This window comes from Parabacteroides sp. D25 (assembly GCF_000307475.1).
In the GTDB taxonomy this organism is placed as follows: Bacteria; Bacteroidota; Bacteroidia; order Bacteroidales; family Tannerellaceae; genus Parabacteroides; species Parabacteroides distasonis.
Genome location: NZ_JH976502.1, coordinates 258,135 through 274,647, shown reverse-complemented (window position 1 = coordinate 274,647; position 16,513 = coordinate 258,135). Strand labels below are relative to the sequence as shown.

At 46.1% G+C, this 16,513-nt stretch carries 18 protein-coding genes; 12 read left to right on the top strand and 6 right to left on the bottom strand.

Annotation, left to right across the window (positions count from 1 at the left end; genetic code table 11):
• Positions 1-19 precede the first annotated feature (19 nt).
• Complete coding sequence (locus HMPREF0999_RS08025; protein WP_008773634.1) at positions 20-460, bottom strand: DUF6078 family protein; 441 nt, start codon at positions 458-460, stop codon at positions 20-22.
• 323 nt (positions 461-783) lie between these two features.
• On the opposite strand from HMPREF0999_RS08025, the gene HMPREF0999_RS21820 reads away from it, so the two are divergent.
• Both HMPREF0999_RS21820 and HMPREF0999_RS08020 read left to right on the top strand, forming a co-directional pair.
• A complete protein-coding gene (locus HMPREF0999_RS21820) occupies positions 784-1,083 on the top strand; it encodes a hypothetical protein (RefSeq protein ID WP_009275639.1) in 300 nt (99 codons plus the stop codon).
• Positions 1,084-1,192: 109 nt separating this feature from the next.
• Positions 1,193-2,089 carry a HEPN domain-containing protein gene (locus tag HMPREF0999_RS08020; RefSeq protein WP_008773635.1) on the top strand — a complete coding sequence of 299 codons (897 nt, stop codon included), beginning with the start codon at positions 1,193-1,195 and terminating at the stop codon, positions 2,087-2,089.
• On the opposite strand, the gene HMPREF0999_RS08015 is transcribed toward HMPREF0999_RS08020, so the two are convergent.
• Positions 2,055-3,128 (bottom strand): alcohol dehydrogenase, encoded by a 1,074-nt coding sequence (locus HMPREF0999_RS08015; RefSeq protein ID WP_009018050.1) that lies wholly within the window; start codon positions 3,126-3,128, stop codon positions 2,055-2,057. The genes HMPREF0999_RS08020 and HMPREF0999_RS08015 overlap by 35 nt on opposite strands.
• Positions 3,129-3,301: 173 nt before the next feature.
• On the opposite strand from HMPREF0999_RS08015, the gene HMPREF0999_RS08010 reads away from it, so the two are divergent.
• From HMPREF0999_RS08010 to HMPREF0999_RS08000, 3 genes are all read left to right on the top strand, one after another.
• Complete coding sequence (locus HMPREF0999_RS08010) at positions 3,302-3,844, top strand: flavodoxin (protein ID WP_009018049.1); 543 nt, start codon at positions 3,302-3,304, stop codon at positions 3,842-3,844.
• A 6-nt stretch (positions 3,845-3,850) separates the two neighbouring features.
• A complete protein-coding gene (locus HMPREF0999_RS08005; RefSeq protein ID WP_005864280.1) occupies positions 3,851-4,414 on the top strand; it encodes a flavin reductase family protein in 564 nt (187 codons plus the stop codon).
• A gap of 74 nt (positions 4,415-4,488) precedes the next feature.
• On the top strand, positions 4,489-4,791 hold the full coding sequence (locus tag HMPREF0999_RS08000) for a helix-turn-helix domain-containing protein (protein ID WP_005864275.1): 303 nt from the start codon (positions 4,489-4,491) through the stop codon (positions 4,789-4,791).
• 106 nt (positions 4,792-4,897) lie between these two features.
• Here the strand turns inward: HMPREF0999_RS08000 and HMPREF0999_RS07995 are convergent, their stop codons facing one another.
• Positions 4,898-6,184, bottom strand: a complete 1,287-nt coding sequence (locus tag HMPREF0999_RS07995) for a TIGR01777 family oxidoreductase (protein ID WP_008773638.1) — start codon at positions 6,182-6,184, stop codon at positions 4,898-4,900.
• Positions 6,185-6,333: 149 nt separating this feature from the next.
• Here HMPREF0999_RS07995 and HMPREF0999_RS07990 point away from each other — a divergent pair, with 149 nt between their 5' ends.
• From HMPREF0999_RS07990 to HMPREF0999_RS07960, 7 genes are read left to right on the top strand one after another with little or no spacing between them, the layout of a single operon-like run.
• Positions 6,334-7,161 (top strand): SDR family NAD(P)-dependent oxidoreductase, encoded by an 828-nt coding sequence (locus HMPREF0999_RS07990; RefSeq protein ID WP_009275637.1) that lies wholly within the window; start codon positions 6,334-6,336, stop codon positions 7,159-7,161.
• 14 nt (positions 7,162-7,175) lie between these two features.
• Positions 7,176-7,733: a GNAT family N-acetyltransferase gene (locus HMPREF0999_RS07985; protein ID WP_009275636.1), complete on the top strand. Its 558-nt coding sequence runs from the start codon at positions 7,176-7,178 to the stop codon at positions 7,731-7,733.
• The gene (locus HMPREF0999_RS07980; protein ID WP_005854299.1) at positions 7,730-8,275 is read left to right on the top strand and encodes a GNAT family N-acetyltransferase; all 546 of its coding nucleotides are present in this window, start codon (positions 7,730-7,732) and stop codon (positions 8,273-8,275) included. Before HMPREF0999_RS07985 ends, HMPREF0999_RS07980 begins: the two co-directional genes overlap by 4 nt.
• Positions 8,276-8,282: 7 nt before the next feature.
• Complete coding sequence (locus tag HMPREF0999_RS07975) at positions 8,283-8,747, top strand: GNAT family N-acetyltransferase (protein WP_005854297.1); 465 nt, start codon at positions 8,283-8,285, stop codon at positions 8,745-8,747.
• 56 nt (positions 8,748-8,803) lie between these two features.
• A complete protein-coding gene (locus tag HMPREF0999_RS07970; RefSeq protein WP_009275635.1) occupies positions 8,804-9,316 on the top strand; it encodes a hypothetical protein in 513 nt (170 codons plus the stop codon).
• A 3-nt stretch (positions 9,317-9,319) separates the two neighbouring features.
• Positions 9,320-10,861 (top strand): family 43 glycosylhydrolase, encoded by a 1,542-nt coding sequence (locus HMPREF0999_RS07965; RefSeq protein WP_009275634.1) that lies wholly within the window; start codon positions 9,320-9,322, stop codon positions 10,859-10,861.
• Positions 10,861-12,507 (top strand): RluA family pseudouridine synthase, encoded by a 1,647-nt coding sequence (locus HMPREF0999_RS07960; protein ID WP_009275633.1) that lies wholly within the window; start codon positions 10,861-10,863, stop codon positions 12,505-12,507. The genes HMPREF0999_RS07965 and HMPREF0999_RS07960 overlap by 1 nt, the downstream gene beginning before the upstream one ends.
• Here HMPREF0999_RS07960 and HMPREF0999_RS21810 read toward each other — a convergent pair.
• The 3 genes from HMPREF0999_RS21810 to HMPREF0999_RS07950 form a co-directional block, all read right to left on the bottom strand.
• Positions 12,475-12,678 carry a hypothetical protein gene (locus tag HMPREF0999_RS21810; protein WP_009018039.1) on the bottom strand — a complete coding sequence of 68 codons (204 nt, stop codon included), beginning with the start codon at positions 12,676-12,678 and terminating at the stop codon, positions 12,475-12,477. The two genes, HMPREF0999_RS07960 and HMPREF0999_RS21810, sit on opposite strands and share 33 nt — an antisense overlap.
• Positions 12,647-14,020 carry an MATE family efflux transporter gene (locus HMPREF0999_RS07955; protein WP_029257212.1) on the bottom strand — a complete coding sequence of 458 codons (1,374 nt, stop codon included), beginning with the start codon at positions 14,018-14,020 and terminating at the stop codon, positions 12,647-12,649. Before HMPREF0999_RS07955 ends, HMPREF0999_RS21810 begins: the two co-directional genes overlap by 32 nt.
• Before the next feature lie 207 nt (positions 14,021-14,227).
• Positions 14,228-16,504, bottom strand: a complete 2,277-nt coding sequence (locus tag HMPREF0999_RS07950; protein WP_009275631.1) for a GH92 family glycosyl hydrolase — start codon at positions 16,502-16,504, stop codon at positions 14,228-14,230.
• Between the last annotated feature and the right edge of the window lie 9 nt (positions 16,505-16,513).

Below are 16,513 nucleotides of genomic sequence, written 5' to 3'. Positions count from 1 at the left end.
GGGAAACTCTTATCAGCTCTTATCCCTTCGTCCATCGGTAGCCACTCTGCCAAGCATCAAAGACTGGTTCATCCTCTACTCCGTACGCCCGAAAGACCTGACGGATATACTGTTGGTCTTCGGGCGAGAAGGTTCTTTCCTTGCGCTTAAACTGATAAAACTTATTCTTACCGTATGTCATCAACAGACGTTGCTTGATGCGTTTCGCCTCCAGATAAGGTATCTGGTCTAATAGGTGATCCATGCCAACAGCGTATTGCACGGGAGTATCCGCCATGAAAGCCGCACACTTTCCGGTAGGACTGGTACGTGCGGGATTCACGATGCTCACCGCCCAAAGCGTATCGGGGATAAAACGGACGATTTGATGCCGCAAGCAGCGGTTGGCGTTCTTACAATTTTCATTAAAACAATGTACAAAGCCTGTCGGCACCATAGCGTAATCGAGTTTTTCTATCATATCTTTTAGATTTTCAGTATTCTTCAAATATAACACTTTTTTCCTTCACACGAAAAGAAAATTGTATAAAAATCAATAATAAATGGTAGATATTGAATAATAATTGTAGATGTTTGGACATCTACAACCAACAGATAATACTCTCATTTACAAAAAGTATATAATAGAGTGGTAGATATTGTAGATATTTTTATAAATTCAATGTTACAGGAAACTCATAATACGTAAAAGACCGAGCCAATACAACTTCTTCATCTTTTCACTATCACATAGCAGGATATTTTATATCTTTATTGCCTGTTTATAATCATGATTGGATACATATGGACATAGATTTCACATCATACATCCGTAGTAGTGAGGATAACACTCGTACTACGGCGGTCTTTGCTATAAAGCATTTACGTAGCATCGGTTTTGACGTGAACAATGATCTGTTTGCCGACAACTCTTGGTACTTCCGCAATGCGCTGGTTCGTACGAATTATAGAAATGTGCGAAAAGACGTTGAACCGGATATGAGTTTCTTGATCGCATTTTTCAGAAACTTAATGATGGGAGAAAATCATGACCCCACAACAGCCAACCGAACAAGTCGACCGAACAAGTACCGAACAAGCTAACCGAACAGTTCAGCGCACCGCTTTTAGCTATCGTAAAGGCTATCGGGACAGAACAATGTTCATTGAAAGTAAAAAGTGATTACAAACAATTTGCATAGATAAACGAAGAATGAAAACATCCATCAATTACCTTCCCGAACAGAAACGGGATGACCTCAGAAGAATTGTAGAGTGCGTACTGGAAGTACTTCCCGATTGTGAGATGATCATTCTCTACGGAAGTTATGCCCGGAATACATACGTTGACTACGACCAACGCATCGAATACGGTATCCGCACCTGTTTTATGAGCGATTATGATATTTTGGTAGTTACCAGTACCCGTTTCCAAAGATATATTATCAATCACATCTTGAGTAAGGCCACCGATAATTACTACAAAGGGAAGAACAGATACGTATCCACCACCGTACAGTTTATAGACGAGAGCATCGACGATCTGAATAAAGCCATCGATAAAAACCGATATTTCTATACTGATATCAAGCGAGAGGGTATCATGCTTTACAACAGCGGTCGTTATAAGCTGGCCCGCCGTCGTAAACTGAACTATCGCGAAATAAAAGAGTTGGCGGAGGAGTATTACAACGACAGGTTTGAACGTGCGAATAGTTTCTTACGTAGTGCCCGATATTCATACAAGGATCAGGATTACAAAATAGCATCGTTCCACCTTCATCAAGCTTGTGAGAATTATTACAACAGCATAATCTTGACTTTTACATTGTATAGTCCCAAAGAGCATAGCCTAATAACGTTATCCGGCAGAGCCAAAACGCATTCCCTAGAGTCATCCGAAGCCTTTCCCCGGGATACGGAAGAGGAGAAACGACTTTTCGACTTGCTGCAGGACGCATACGTTCAAGCTCGTTATAATTTACACTTCCGCGTCACTAAAGAAGATATCGAGGCGCTTATACCCAAAGTAGAACGGCTCCGGGATATCACGCGACAATGTTGCGAGGAGAGAATCAAGGTGTATGCGGCAAAACAAAGACAGGTTTGATGAGATTCCCCTCAATCGCCACCTTTATAACCCCATCCAACCTGTTTTCGAAGATACGGTAAGCCTCCTCAATCTCGCTCAATGGAAACTTATGGGTAATAAGAGGCGTCGTGTCTATCTTACCTTCTTCTATTAGGTTAAGAATCTCGGCGCAATCGCAGCCATCCACCCCACCAGTCTTGAAAGTCAAGTTCTTGCCATACATGTCTGGCAAAGGAAGAAGCTGAGGTTTATCATAGAGGGCTACGATGGTGACAATGGCGTTCGGACGGGCACAATCCCATGCCAAGCGGAAGGTATCCTCACTCCCCGCGACCTCCAATACGACATCCGCACCGCCATGATCGCTGTTACGAAGAACAAATTCCTTACAGTTTTCGGGATCTGTCACCAAGACTTCCGGATAACGCTGGCGAACGAACCGGGCCCTTTCCGGAGACTTCTCGCAAACAATAATACGTCGTGGCTTCTTCAACAACACGCACAACAAAGTACAGATCCCCGTAGGACCAGCGCCAATAATGAAAACCGTATCCTCCTCTGAGATCTCCGAGATGCGGGCAGCCCAAAAACCTGTCGCTAACACATCACCGACCAGCAAAGCCTGCTCATCGCTAACCGTATCTGGGATACGATTCAAGCCTCGATCCGCATAAGGAACCCGGACATACTCCGCCTGCCCCCCATCGATACGACAGCCCAACGCCCAACCGCCATTGGGATCGGTACAATTATTGACATATCCACGCCGGCAGAAGAAACACTCTCCGCAAAAGGTCTCGACATTCACGGTCACCCTGTCACCCGGCTTGACTGCAGTAACATCGGCACCCACCTTTTCCACCACACCAACCATCTCATGCCCAACGGTTATTCCGGGTACCGCACGTGGTACGCTACCGTGTTTGATATGAAGATCGCTAGAACAGATACTACCCAAAGTCACACGTACGATAGCGTCCCATGAATCCTGTATTTCCGGTATCGGTTTCTCCCGCAATTCAAATTTCCCTTGTTCAATATAAGTGTACGCAAGCATGATATTTTCTTCTTTTAGTTAATCGCCTTACAAAGATAAGGATCGTATCGCCAAAAATATCAGATATATCAGTAATTTGGGTACAAACTGTTTCATTTTTCTCTCCTATCTTTATCGCCATAAATACATAGCATTCTCGTAATGAATATAAAAACAACAAAAATTCAAGAAGTATGAAACGAATCGTATTATTCATGGTCATGGTCTCAATGGTATGTATCGCCTCTTATGCGCAAAAGGCTGCCGAAGGGACAAAAGTTTTAGTGGCTTACTTCTCGGCAACGGGAAATACTGAAAAAGCGGCCCAACAAGTCGCATCTATTGTCAGCGGTGATCTTCACAAGATCCAACCTGAGAAAAGCTATACCTCCGCCGATCTGAACTGGCGGGATAAATCCTCACGCAGCAGCGTAGAGATGGACGATCCTACATCACGACCGGCCATTATCGATGATTTGAAGAACCTAGCGGAGTATGACACCGTTTACCTAGGATTTCCCATCTGGTGGAATCAAGCCCCAAGACTCATCAACACCTTTTTGGAAAAATACAATCTCTCGGGTAAAACCGTTATCCCATTCGCCACATCAGGCAGCAGCAGTATCTCGAACGCAGAGAGCGAATTGCGGAAAGCCTATCCGGATGTGAACTGGCAAAAAGGGAAGTTGATGAACGGAGTGACAGAAGAAGATATCAAGAATTGGACTAAAAAATAAATGATTATGAGAAAGAATTTTGGAGCGAAGCCTTTGAGCTATCCGCAACCCGTATTTATTATCGCCACGTATGGAGAAGATGGAACTCCCGATGCGATGAACGCCGCTTGGGGCGGTATCAGTGAGATGAATGAGATCAGCATGTGTCTTAGCGCCGGTCACAAGACAGTTAAGAATATCCTGAAGCGTAGAGCTTTCACGGTAAGCATGGCAGATGCCGATCATGTCGTAGCTTGTGATTATGTAGGTATCGTGTCGGGCAATAAAGTTACCGACAAGTTTGCCAAAGCAGGATTTCACGCTACAAAATCGGACTTCGTAGATGCTCCGTTGATCGACGAATTGGCCGTGGCTATCGAATGTAAATTGAAAGATTACGATCCGGATACTTGCATACTCCGTGGCGAGATCGTAAATGTCAGTGTTGACGAGCGTGTACTTGATGAGAACGGCAAGGTGAATGTAGCTAAAGCCGCTCCCATCATCTTTGATCCATTCAACAACGACTATTTGAGAGTGGGCGAAAAGGTAGGAAATGCCTTTTCCGATGGGAAGCAACTGAAAACATAAAAGAAAAGTCTATCTAAAGTTGTTATATATGTAAACTTAATTTATATTTGCACTATGGAAAAAAAATGAATATTATGCAAGCAAATCCTAAGATCGGGAGTATGGACGCTGTATTAGATAAATTATACGGCAAGGTTGGCTCACCAGAAAGAGAGGAGTTTCGCAAAGAAGCATACTCTTATTGTGTGGGGCAAATTATTAGTGACGCACGGAAGCAAGAGAAAATGACACAATCCGAGTTGGCCGAAAAAGTAGGAACTAATAAGACCTATATATCAAGAATTGAAAAAGGAATCATAGAACCGGGAGTTGGTTTATTTTTCCGTATTATTGATGCGCTTGGCCTTAAAATTGAAATCGTAAAGCCTATCATGTGAGCAAAAGGAACTCTCTCAGATCGCCTCTGTTAAGATTGTTTTCCAATATGAGTAATAAAAGGGGCAAAGGCGTAATCACTACGGCTTTACCCCTTTATACATCAGCTCATGAAATCAATTTAGAGATATCATACCCACGTTCCGTTATCTTCCCCAGTAAATCTTCCCGAACCGCCTCCGGTAAGTTCCTCTCACGGCTCAAGATCCAGAGGTATTTATCCGTGCTGCTTCCTATCACCGCATATTGATAATCCGCATCAAGTTCTAAGATATAATAATCCGCATAGAACCATAAGAAGAAAGCCACTTTCAATTTTCCGGGATTATTTTTAGGGTCCGGTTGTTTCGCACGACCGGTGGCTTTCTTGTGAACGCCGCCTTTATATCCTTCGTTCTCCACACGGATCTTTCCGTCCGGAAGCAACGTATACGTGGCCGTCACATCCGTCATGCCTCTCTCAAAATGATTCTCATAACGGGCGATTTCATACCATCGCCCCATATACCGTTTAACATCCAGTTCCGGTACGGTATGATGATCTGTTATATTCATAAGTTTCTCTATTGTTGGATAAATGTATGTAAACCCAGATTCCTGTAATTTAGAGGGATGGACGGTTTGCCCTTTTGTCACGAACGACGCTCCCTCGCCAAACTTCAGCCGAAAAAAGAACTCAGGCAAAGGGATGATCCTACGGATCTTATCCGCTCTCGCTAACGTATGAGCCAACTGCTTTTGGGTGATAAGGTCTGGAGAAACCAAATTTACCACACCCCTCATCTGCCTATTCCGTATGATATACCCAAAAGAGCGGCATAGATCAAACAGGCTGATCCATGGAAAACGCTGTTGCCCGTTACCGATCACGACACTTACCCGTGAGAAGCGTTGCAAACGAAGCATCTCTTTCAAGGCCCCTCCATCCTCAGACAATACGACACCAAAACGGGTAATGACAAGCCTCACATCCGATGAGCATGCGGACGCTTCCTCCTCCCACGCCCCACACAACCGGGCCAAAAAATCCATTCCCCGGCAATCATGATACTCGTCATATTCCCCGAAAGCCGGATAATAACCTACGGCGGAGGCCGAAATAAACAACTCAAGTTTCACGCTTCTCGTGTTTATGGCATGCACCAACTGTCTGGTCACGCAAATACGGCTATCATACAACTCTTGTTTGTAAGCCTCCGTCCAACGTTTATTAATGGAAGCGCCCGCCAAATTAATGACGACTTCACAGGATTCCACGCATCGGCATAATTCATCAAAACAATCTTCCTTAAACAAATCCCGCCCTAAAGGGATAACATCATATCCTTTTCCCTCCAAAAAAGATGAAAGATGCTGACCGATATATCCGCTTGCCCCGCTGATCGCTATTCTCATAATCAATACTTTTCTATTAAAACAAATCCACAAGCAATTTAGATGGCAATTTCCGGTTCTATTTTAGTATCCCAAACAGAATATCGACTAAAAGAAATCGGTTCGACAGAAAACAACTATATTTGTCCTCATTTAATAGTGACTGAATCATGGCAGACAATTATCTGGAAAATAAGTACGCAGAATACCAAGCCCGGAAGACTTCCGGCACTAGAACGGGGCATACAACGAAGACACTTCATAAAACAAGAAGAGTCTTCATCACCGGTGGAGCCGAGGGGATCGGGAAAGCGATTGTAAGGGCTTTCAGAGGAGCCGGACATCGTGTGGCCTTCTGCGACAAGAACGAGACCTTAGGAAAAGAGACTGCCCTACAAACCGGGACACAATTCCATCTCGTGGACGTTAGTGATAAAACCGCACTAGAAGATTGCCTGCGAAAGATCATCGAGGAGTGGGGAGATATTGATATCATTATCAACAACGCAGGTGTCAGTCAGTTCTCTCCCATCACGGAAACAAGCGTAGAGGATTTCGACAAGATACTATCCATAAACTTACGCCCGGCGTTTATCACCTCCCGCCAATTAGCGCTCCATCGGCAATCTCTCGATACCCCCAATCCATACGGCAGGATTATCAACATCTGCTCTACCCGTTACTTGATGAGTGAACCCGGTAGCGAGGGTTACGCCGCCTCTAAAGGAGGTATCTATTCTTTGACACATGCGTTGGCCTTATCGCTCTCGGAATGGCATATCACGGTAAACTCTATCGCTCCCGGTTGGATACAGAATAACAATTACGACCAGCTTCGTCCGGAGGATCATGCTCAACATCCGTCCGGAAGGGTGGGAAAGCCGGAGGATATCGCCCGTATGTGCTTATTTCTCTGTCAAGAGGAAAACGATTTCATTAATGGCGAGAATATTACGATTGACGGTGGGATGACCAAGAAAATGATCTATCTCGACTAAATAAACATCCGTATATGACACAAACATCGAACATAGAAACCAACCGTCTTGTGCTCCGTCCTTTCAGCGAAAGCGATGCTCCTGATGTTTTTGAGAGCTGTAAGAATCCAAACCTAGGCAATAACGCCGGATGGAAACCTCATGAAACGATCGAGGAGACAATCGATGTTCTAAATGCCATTTTTATCGGGAAAGAAGGGGTTTGGGCTATCGTATCAAAAGAGACAAAACAAGTCATTGGCTCCATTGGCATCATTCCTGATTCCAAAAGAGAAAACCCACATGCTCGCATGCTGGGTTATTGGCTAAAAGAAGAGTGTTGGGGACAAGGCTTCATGACAGAAGCAGTGCAATCCGTATTGAATTATGGGTTCATTCAAATGAATTTACATTTGATCACGGCGAATTGTTATCCTCACAATCAACGCTCACAACGTGTATTAGAGAAGAATGGATTCATATACGAAGGACGGCTTCATCAAGCAGAGTTAATGTATAATGGGCAAATATATGACCACCTGTGCTATTATCTTGAGAATCCGTCCTTATCCCGTAAAAACAACATCTTATGATTGTAGTAATAAAGGATTTATATACGCTCAAGAGCTGGGAAGATCAAGACACCGAATCCCTAGCCTTCCATTTGAACAATAAGAAAATCTGGGATAACTGCCGGGATGGATTACCTTATCCTTATACAAAAGGGAATGCCCGCTTCTTCATCAAACAAGCGCAGGAGAAAACAGATATATCGGATTTTTGTATTACGGTTGGTGGCGAGGCTATTGGTAACATTGGTTTTGTGAGAGGTACGGACGTAGAGCGTTTCAATGCGGAAGTGGGTTATTGGATTAGTGAGAAATACTGGAATCAAGGAATTGTTTCGGATGCGTTAACCGAGGCCATCCAGTATTATTTCGCGCATACGGAGGTTATTCGTATATTCGCCACGGTCTACGAATATAATCCGGCCTCCATGCGAGTATTAGAAAAAGCTGGATTCAGGAAGACCGGCATTTTCAGAAAGGCTTGTTACAAAAACGGACAATTCATTGATGCGCATCATTTTGAATTGGTAGCAGATAAGAAACTAGAAGAGAATCAAAAAGAATAACATATCTATGGAAATTCGACAATTACCGGCAAATGAATACGATAAGGCATTAGACTTATCTCTGGACGTTTTCATCGAATGCGGAAGAAAGGATTTCGATGAAGAGGGGCTGGAAACTTTCAAGAATTTCATTTATAATAAGCAACTAGTAAATGAATTAACCTTCTACGGAGCCTTCGATGGAGAGTCTTTAATTGGCGTAATCGCGACAAAAAACGAGGGAAAACATATCTCCTTATTCTTTATCAAACCGTCTTATCATAGAAGAGGAATCGGTAAACAATTGTTCAAGACCGCGATCTTAAATCAGCCCGTATCAGAAATGACGGTTAACTCCTCTTCTTACGCAATCCCCATCTACAGAAAGCTCGGATTCGAGCCTGTCTGTGAGGAACAAGTGACGCATGGGATGAAGTATACGCCGATGAAACGAATGGGAACAAAAGTAAGAGAATTAGAGAAAGTTTGCTAAAAAGACTATAACTTTACGGCATAAAAGATCGAAAGATATAAGATTCAATATTGTAAATGGATTTAAGAGAGAGATTATCTGACCGCATCCACATAGAGGATATCCATGAGATATTGCGATATGTGCAAGGAAGCCAGAAACGGAAATCGGAACTATACGGTTTGATCTTCGATCCGGACGAGACCATCGGTTATCAAGCGTTATGGGCCTGTAGCCATTTTTCCGCAGATAAGAATAAATGGCTATACGATAAACAAGATGAATTGATAAACGAGATTCTGGTCTGCAAGCATCCCGGTAAACGACGTCTTCTATTGAATTTGCTTTTACGACAGCCTCAAGCGAATCCCCCACGGGTGGATTTCCTGAACTTCTGCCTAGACCGGATGCTTTCAGCGAAGGAATTACCCGGTGTGCAAACGCTTTGCATGAAACTGGGATATGAGTTATGCCGTCCCATTCCAGAGCTATTACAGGAGTATAAGACACTACTTGATCTGGCGGAACCCGATTTACTACAAATCTCTTTGCGAACCGTACGTAAGAATATCTTAAAAAAAATACGATAAAACATGAGAAAGATTTTCACACTATTCTTCTGTGCCGCCTCCTTGGCCACAGGACTAGCGCAACAAGAATCCTATTTTACCAATCCCGTGATCCACGGTGACGTAGCCGATCCTTCCATTATCCGGATCGACCAGACTTACTATATCACTGGCACCTCCTCGGAATGGGCCCCTTATTATCCGGTTTTCACCTCTACCGATTTGGTGAACTGGCAGCAAACCGGACATGTATTCGACGAGAAGCCGGAATGGACTAAATCCTCATTCTGGGCTCCGGAATGGTATCAGCATAAAGGGAAGGTATATGTCTATTATACGGCCCGGAAGCAATCGGATAACATCTCGTGCATCGGTGTCGCCGTGGCGGATTCACCTACGGGCAAGTTCAAGGATTACGGCCCGGTGGTAGAGTTTGGGAAGGAAGCGATAGACGCATTTATCTTGGAGGACAAAGGCAAACTTTACATCAGTTGGAAGGCTTATGGATTGGATAACCAACCCATAGAGTTATTGGCCTGTAAGTTGACGGACGATGGGCTTCGCCTAGACGGAAAGCCTTTCAGCCTGCTGCGTGACGATGAGCGTCAAGGTATGGAAGGTCAGCATTGGTTCAAGAAAGACGGATATTACTATATCATCTACTCCGTGAGAGGCTGTTGCGGCCCGCAGAGCGATTACGCCGTATCCGTGGCTCGCTCGAAAAAGCTGGAAGGTCCTTACGAGAAATACCAAGGGAACCCGATCTTGCACGGAAGCAAGGAGGTTCTCTCCATCGGTCACGGAACGATTACGACTACACCGGACGGACGCATGTATTACCTATGCCACGCTTACCAGCCGGGAAGCGGCTTCTACCAAGGTCGCCAACCTTACCTGCAAGAGGTGAGAATGGGTGAGGATCATTGGCCTCACTTCGTAACCGAGGAATACGCGAGCCGCACGCAACCCATGCCATTTGCCGAGTCCGCACAAGTGCCGGTATTCGATTTCTCGGATGATTTCACCGGTGCTACCTTGCGTCCCGAATGGAGTTGGAACTATCCTTACACGGATGTCAAGACCGAGATCAAGAACGGTAAACTATCTCTATCCGGAACACCGAAACCCGGCGTAAAGACCGGAGCGGCACTTTGTTTACGCCCAACCTCCCCGGATTACACGTTGGAAACAGCGATCGTAAACCGGAATGACAGTTGGAAAGGAATCACGATGTACGGAGACGCAAATAACCTAATCACCTGCGGATGCGCTGGAGACCGTTTGATATTGAAATATATCCTAGAGGGGAAAGAACATCCATTGGCCGATCTTCCTCTTCCCGCCTCGCCTTTATATCTACGGATGAAAGTGACCGACGGTACGCATAGCACGTTCTACTGGAGTAAGGACGGACAAGCATGGAACGAGATCGTCAGCGAAGCTCTCTCCGCGAAAGAGACCCGGTCGTTGATCCAATGGGATCGTATCTCCCGTCCGGGATTGTATCAAGAGGGAGATCCTACGGCACCGGCCGTTTACGCTTATTGTCTATTAAAAAATGAATGATGGAATCTAAGTTTCACACGTTTGCCCAACCGATACAATCGATCCCCTTACCGGAACGATTCACGTATCCTTTTCACTATACACCGCATCCTCTATGCGTAATAGCGGCTGAGGAAACACAGGCATACCTGAAAGAACGAACCGAATGGCGGGAAGAGTTACAAGCCGGAAAAATGTTCGGCGTATTGGTGGTTCGTACTCCCGCCGGAGAGGCCGGCTATCTGGCCGCGTTCTCCGGTAACCTAGCAGGGAAGAATGTACATCCATTCTTCGTCCCCCCGATCTATGACCTATTACAACCGGATGGTTTCTTCCGGCAAGAGGAGGAGCGGATCAATGAGGTCAATGCCCGTATCCGAACCCTGCAAGCCTCTCCAGCTCTCGAAGACGCACGGTCGAGGTTACAAAGCACGATCGAATACTGCGATTTCGTATTACAGGCCGCAAAAGACTTGATGAAAAAGAGGAAAGAGGAGCGCGACCGACTTCGGCAGTTCCCTCTCACGGAAGAAGAGACCGCACTTCTTATTAAAGAGAGCCAACACATGAAAGCCGCTCACAAGCTAACCAAGAAATCATTGCGGTCTATACTGGAGGAGGATCAAGCCAAGGTGGATCGGCTTGAGCAGGAGATCGAGCAACTGAAGCAAGAACGCAAGCGACGGTCGGCGGCCTTGCAACGCAAGTTGTTCGAACAATTCCGAATCCTGAACGCCCGGAGCGAAGTGAAGGACTTATGCGAACTGTTCGCCCCTACCTACCAAGGTGCGCCGCCTGCCGGAGCGGGTGAGTGCGCCGCCCCTAAACTCTTGCAATACGCCTACCAGCATCAGTTGGAGCCGATCGCCATGGCAGAGTTCTGGTGGGGCGATTCTCCCAAGACGGAGATCCGGCACCATGGATATTATTATCCGGCTTGCAAAGGAAAATGCGAGCCGATCCTCAACCATATGCTACAGGGATTACAGGTAGATGAGAATCCGTTATTGGCGGACTCTCACCGGGAGACGAAGCTGGATATCCTTTATGAGGACGACTATTTGTTGATCGTCAATAAACCGGCGGGTATGCTCTCCGTCCCCGGCAAGGGAGACGCAGACTCCGTCTATCACAGGCTGCGTATCCTTTATCCGGATGCCACCGGCCCAATTATCGTACATCGCTTGGATATGGCGACATCCGGCTTGCTACTCGCCGCCAAGACCAAAGAAGCGCATCAGAACCTGCAAGCCCAATTCAAGAACCGAACCATCCAGAAAAGGTATATCGCCTTATTAGAGGGTGAAGTTCCCCAAGATGAGGGTGAGATCCGTCTTCCGCTATGTCCCGATCCTTTGGACAGACCCCGGCAAATCGTAAGCGAAGAATTCGGGAAACCTGCCTTTACACGCTACCGGGTATTGGAACGGACTTCCGGAAAAACCCTTATCGCCTTTTATCCCCAAACCGGACGTACCCACCAGCTACGGGTACACGCCGCCCATCCCCTAGGTCTTCATTGCCCCATCCTTGGCGACGAGCTTTACGGACGAAAGGCGGAACGGCTCTATCTGCACGCTGAATATCTAGCATTCACGCATCCTATCACTTCCGAGAGGATAGAGATACAAAAATCACCGGCATTTCCTAGGTGCTCCATGCCATGAGCATCCTAGGCAAAATACCTCTGTCAAGTCAAATCCGGACAGATCCGCGGCAGGGTCTTTGGGAACGACCTCCCCATTCTCGTAAACATACACTAAAAGACGTTCCCCAGCCGCATTCTTTACATACATAGAAGGGATATCACACTGCGGACACCGATACTTTCTCATCATCTAATCTTTTCTTTATCTTTTTATAAACATACAAAAACGCAGGTATCAAGAATAAGTCAGCGGCAACCCAAGCCAACGGATCACCGAAACAAACGCCTAAGAACCCAAAAGCGGGAACCGCATACAAGCTCACCAAGATACGTGCGATCATCTCTGAAACACCCGAGAGCATCGCAAGGTTGCTAAAACCTACCCCTTGTATCGCGTAACGCAAGATACACAGTAGCCCGACAGCCGGGAAGAACCAGCAAGAAATATGCAAAAACTGCTCCGTATAGTCCAGTATTTCGACCTCAGATGGAGCCACAAACAACAAGGCCAGCCAACGAGACCCCAGCATCAAGATCATCCATGTAGCAGCGGCATACGTAAGCATCATCAACGCACTTACCTTAATTCCCTGCAAAATACGCTCCGGCTTTCCCGCCCCATAATTCTGTCCACAATACGTAGCCATGGCGATACCCAAACTCTCAAAAGCGCAAATGAAGAACATCTTGATACGGGCGGCGGAAGTAAAGGCAGCGACACAGGCCGTGCCCAAGGCGTTATTGGCGCTCTGCAACATGATACTGCCAATAGCGGTAATAGAAAATTGTAATCCCATCGGAACCCCCATCGCCAATAAGGTACGGGCCAGCCCGGCATGAAACCTTCGATCCTCGGAAGAAGTAGCCCGTAAGATCGGAAATTTCCGAAGCATATATAAATAACATAAAATGGCGGAAAGCCCTTGCGAGAAAACCGTAGCGATAGCCGCTCCCATCACGCCCCATCCTAGTACCAAGATGCAGAATAAATCCAAGAAAACATTCAAGACCGTAGAGAACAGCAAGAACCAGAACGGAGTCTTGCTATCTCCCAAAGCCCGCATGATACTTGCCAACAAATTATAGAAGAATGTACAAGGAATACCGATAAAAGTAACAAACAAATAATCATAGGCCCCATCGAAGATATTCCCGGGTGTCTGCATCCCCCGCAAGATATCCCGGCAATAGAAACCGGAGACAGCGGCGATCACCACGGACATTACCGTAGCCAATTGCAACCCCACCGCCACGTAACGGCGCATCGTCGCATAATCCCTCGCCCCGAACTTCTGAGCTACCGGGATGCCAAAACCGGCGCAACATCCGTTACAGAATCCCAGAATCAAGAAAATCACCGAGGTACTGGCCCCCACGGCAGCCAGCGAATTGATACCAAGAAATTTACCTACGATAGCGGCATCAATCAAAGAATAAGTCTGCTGAAGTAAGTTCCCGAGCAATAATGGCATCGTGAAACTGAATAGAAGAGGGAATACAGCTCCCCCCGTCATCTCTTTTGAGTTTGCCATACATCTAATAAATAAAAGGATTTAAGAAAGACGGATAAGTCACCACAAAGGTAATCAATCAATAATAAAAAACAATTCCCGTCCGCTATTATTTTAAGCGGTAATTTACAAGAAACAACGATGCCCATCGTAAGATCTTTACAATGGGCATCGTAAGGTGTTTAGAATAGGCATTGTAACATGCTTACAATGGGCATCAAGGTTTTCTTATTCCAAAGAGAATGAATAGGGGCGATCACTATCCTGCGTACCTCGCTGTTTATTAGGGGTATCGCTCATTTGGTATTGAATTTTCGCGCCACCTAGCAACTGCTCGTGTGTCAAGAAATTGCGGGTGTATGTCTTGCCGTTTACTTTCATACCCTTGATGTAACGGTTCTCTCGATCAGCCTTGTCCGCTTGGATCAAAACCTGCTTTCCGTTATCCAGATGGAGTTTTACGGATTTGAACAGAGGAGTACCTAATACATATTGGTCGGTGCCCGGACATACGGTATAGAAGCCTAAGGCAGAGAATACATACCATGCGGAAGTCTGCCCGTTATCCTCATCGCCGCAATAGCCATCCGCCTCAGCGGTATAAAGTTTGTGCATGATCTCGCGCACCCAGTATTGGGCTTTCCAAGGCTCGCCGGAATAGTTGTATAGATATACCATATGCTGGATGGGTTGGTTTCCGTGGGCGTATTGTCCCATATTCATTACTTGCATCTCACGCATCTCATGGATCATACCGCGGCTATCCATGCCCAAACGACTAGGCATCTTGAAGACGGAATCCATCATATGATTGAATTCCTTCTTTCCTCCCATTAAGTCGATAAGACCTTGCGGGTCGTGGAAAACACAGAAACTCCAATGCCAGCTATTACCCTCGCAGAAATCACGGCTCCAGTCCGTACCTTTAAAAGAAGGGTTGAACTCGCCCTTATCAGAGCGTCCGACCATCAACTTATATTTTGGGTCGTACACATTCTTATAGTTGTTAGCCCGTTGCTTGAAGATATCGATCTCGCTTGCCGGCTTGCCTAGTTTCTTTCCTAACGCATAAATTGTCCAGTCATTATAAGCATATTCCAAGGTACGAGCCACGTTTTGTCCGATACCGATATTATTCGGTACATAACCCAGTTTATTATACTCCTCGTAAGCGACACGACCGGAAGCCGTTCTCGGCAGTTGGCTATTCGCGTCATGCTTCAAGGCTTCCCAAAGCGTCTCGATATCGTATCCTCTCAAGCCTTTGATATAAGCGTCAGCTACCACGGAAGCGGAGTTATTGCCGACCATGCAATCCCGATGGCCCGGGCTTGCCCATTCCGGCAAGAAGCCGCTCTCTTTATAAGCGTTCACCAAACCTTCCTGCATCTTTTGGTTCATCTCCGGATACATCAGGTTCAAGAAGGGGAAAAGACAACGGAACGTATCCCAGAAACCGGTATCGGTAAACATATAGCCCGGCAAGACCTCACCATTATAAGGGCTATAATGCACGACTTGGCCCTTGGCATCGATCTCATAGAAGCTACGAGGGAAAAGCAAGGAACGATACAAGCAAGAATAGAACGTACGCAAGTTATCGATGTTCGTATCCTCTACCTCGATCTTACCTAATTCCCGGTTCCAGATTTCCTTACCTTTGGTCACTAGCTGATCGAAACTAGTATCTCCCACCTCACGCAAGTTTAGCTCGGCCTGCTCGGTGCTGATGAAAGAAGAAGCCACGTTGGCATGCACCACCTCGCCGGCCTTTGTCTCAAAACCGATGATAGCGCCGGCATGGTTTGTCTTCACCTCCGACTCATCCAACTGGATCGCTCCGTTCTTGACCGTAGAGGAGAACGTGAATGGCTTATCGAACTGGATCACGAAATAATTCTTGAAGTTACGAGGAACACCGCCCGTGTTCTTCGTGGAATAACCGATGATCTTACGTTCCGCTGGCAATACCTTTACATAAGAGCCTTTATCGAAAGCGTCGATCACGATATACGCTTTCTTGGTTTCCGGGAATGTAAAGCGGAACTTAGCCGCACGTTCCGTCGGGACCAACTCGGTAGTCACGTTATGATCGGCTAGATAGACCTTATAGTAATAAGGTGTAGCCACTTCCCCTTTGTGAGAGAACCAGCTAGCCCGTTTCTCCTCGTCAAAGACCAAGCCTTCGGTAGTAGGCATAATGGAGAACTGCCCGTAATCGTTCATCCACGGGCTCGGTTGATGGGTTTGCTTGAATCCCCGGATCTTATCCGCATCGTAACGATAGGTCCAGCCATTCCCCATCTCGCCGGTCTGGGGAGTCCAGAAGTTCATACCCCAAGGCATGGCCGTGGCCGGATAGGTATTTCCGGTAGATAATTCGTACTTGGATTGGGTACCGACTAACGTATTCACGTAGTCTACAGGATTCTCCACGGCGGAAAGCTGCATGCAACAGGCTATCCCTATCGCTAAAAACCCTTGCTTGAAAAAAGATGTTTTCATGTTTGTATA

Excerpts from the sequence above, each read along its gene's own strand:
- HMPREF0999_RS08025 (WP_008773634.1), bottom strand. The coding sequence starts at position 460 with ATGATAGAAAAACTCGATTACGCTATGGTGCCGACAGGCTTTGTACAT.
- HMPREF0999_RS21820 (WP_009275639.1), top strand. The coding sequence starts at position 784 with ATGGACATAGATTTCACATCATACATCCGTAGTAGTGAGGATAACACT.
- HMPREF0999_RS08020 (WP_008773635.1), top strand. The coding sequence starts at position 1,193 with ATGAAAACATCCATCAATTACCTTCCCGAACAGAAACGGGATGACCTC.
- HMPREF0999_RS08015 (WP_009018050.1), bottom strand. The coding sequence starts at position 3,128 with ATGCTTGCGTACACTTATATTGAACAAGGGAAATTTGAATTGCGGGAG.
- HMPREF0999_RS08010 (WP_009018049.1), top strand. The coding sequence starts at position 3,302 with ATGAAACGAATCGTATTATTCATGGTCATGGTCTCAATGGTATGTATC.
- HMPREF0999_RS08005 (WP_005864280.1), top strand. The coding sequence starts at position 3,851 with ATGAGAAAGAATTTTGGAGCGAAGCCTTTGAGCTATCCGCAACCCGTA.
- HMPREF0999_RS08000 (WP_005864275.1), top strand. The coding sequence starts at position 4,489 with ATGCAAGCAAATCCTAAGATCGGGAGTATGGACGCTGTATTAGATAAA.
- HMPREF0999_RS07995 (WP_008773638.1), bottom strand. The coding sequence starts at position 6,184 with ATGAGAATAGCGATCAGCGGGGCAAGCGGATATATCGGTCAGCATCTT.
- HMPREF0999_RS07990 (WP_009275637.1), top strand. The coding sequence starts at position 6,334 with ATGGCAGACAATTATCTGGAAAATAAGTACGCAGAATACCAAGCCCGG.
- HMPREF0999_RS07985 (WP_009275636.1), top strand. The coding sequence starts at position 7,176 with ATGACACAAACATCGAACATAGAAACCAACCGTCTTGTGCTCCGTCCT.
- HMPREF0999_RS07980 (WP_005854299.1), top strand. The coding sequence starts at position 7,730 with ATGATTGTAGTAATAAAGGATTTATATACGCTCAAGAGCTGGGAAGAT.
- HMPREF0999_RS07975 (WP_005854297.1), top strand. The coding sequence starts at position 8,283 with ATGGAAATTCGACAATTACCGGCAAATGAATACGATAAGGCATTAGAC.
- HMPREF0999_RS07970 (WP_009275635.1), top strand. The coding sequence starts at position 8,804 with ATGGATTTAAGAGAGAGATTATCTGACCGCATCCACATAGAGGATATC.
- HMPREF0999_RS07965 (WP_009275634.1), top strand. The coding sequence starts at position 9,320 with ATGAGAAAGATTTTCACACTATTCTTCTGTGCCGCCTCCTTGGCCACA.
- HMPREF0999_RS07960 (WP_009275633.1), top strand. The coding sequence starts at position 10,861 with ATGGAATCTAAGTTTCACACGTTTGCCCAACCGATACAATCGATCCCC.
- HMPREF0999_RS21810 (WP_009018039.1), bottom strand. The coding sequence starts at position 12,678 with ATGATGAGAAAGTATCGGTGTCCGCAGTGTGATATCCCTTCTATGTAT.
- HMPREF0999_RS07955 (WP_029257212.1), bottom strand. The coding sequence starts at position 14,020 with ATGGCAAACTCAAAAGAGATGACGGGGGGAGCTGTATTCCCTCTTCTA.
- HMPREF0999_RS07950 (WP_009275631.1), bottom strand. The coding sequence starts at position 16,504 with ATGAAAACATCTTTTTTCAAGCAAGGGTTTTTAGCGATAGGGATAGCC.